The sequence below is a fragment of the Pseudomonas sp. RGM 3321 genome (assembly GCF_022836805.1).
Lineage (GTDB): Bacteria > Pseudomonadota > Gammaproteobacteria > Pseudomonadales > Pseudomonadaceae > Aquipseudomonas.
Window position 1 is genome coordinate 1 of sequence record NZ_JALHBH010000052.1, and the last position, 519, is coordinate 519.

1 protein-coding gene and 1 pseudogene are annotated in these 519 nt (G+C 49.3%); one reads left to right on the forward strand and one right to left on the reverse strand.

What is annotated here, in order from left to right; all coding sequences use genetic code 11:
* On the forward strand, nucleotides 1-238 hold a 238-nt coding region (locus RGM3321_RS00205; RefSeq protein WP_244391036.1), incomplete at its 5' end, for a hypothetical protein.
* Nucleotides 239-423: 185 nt separating this feature from the next.
* Here RGM3321_RS00205 and RGM3321_RS00210 read toward each other — a convergent pair.
* Nucleotides 424-519: pseudogene (locus RGM3321_RS00210) on the reverse strand (IS110 family transposase); the annotation flags it as partial.

Consider the following 519-nt stretch of genomic DNA (forward strand, 5'->3'; position numbering starts at 1 on the left):
CAACGATGAGCTTGCAGACATCAAGCTTGAAGGCTGCATCGAATTTTCTGTATTTCTTGGTCATGGTGACTCCTCAATGGATATAGTTTCACCCATTAAGGTGTCCGGGGTCATTAGACCAGCTCATAGCGCTTTCGCGAACAAGTTCGCTCCTACAGGTTATCCGCGAGCTTTTGTAGGAGCGCACTTGTTCGCGAAGAGGGCGGTACAGTCAATGCATTTCCTGCGTCAGGAATAGCGCTTTCGCGAACAAGTTCGCTCCTACAGGTTATCCGCGAGCTTTTGTAGGAGCGCACTTGTTCGCGAAGAGGGCGGTACAGTCGATGCATTTCCTGCGTCAGAAATAGTGCTTTGGCGAACAAGTTCGCTCCTACAGGTTATCCGCGAGCTTTTGTAGGAGATTCTATGGTTTTGGGAAAGCCCTCAAGCCACTTTTGTTTGATATTCGCTCTGGTTCTTTAACAGAGCGAAGACTACTCGAGCTAACTTTCGGGCGAGCATGACCAGCGCTTGAGTTGT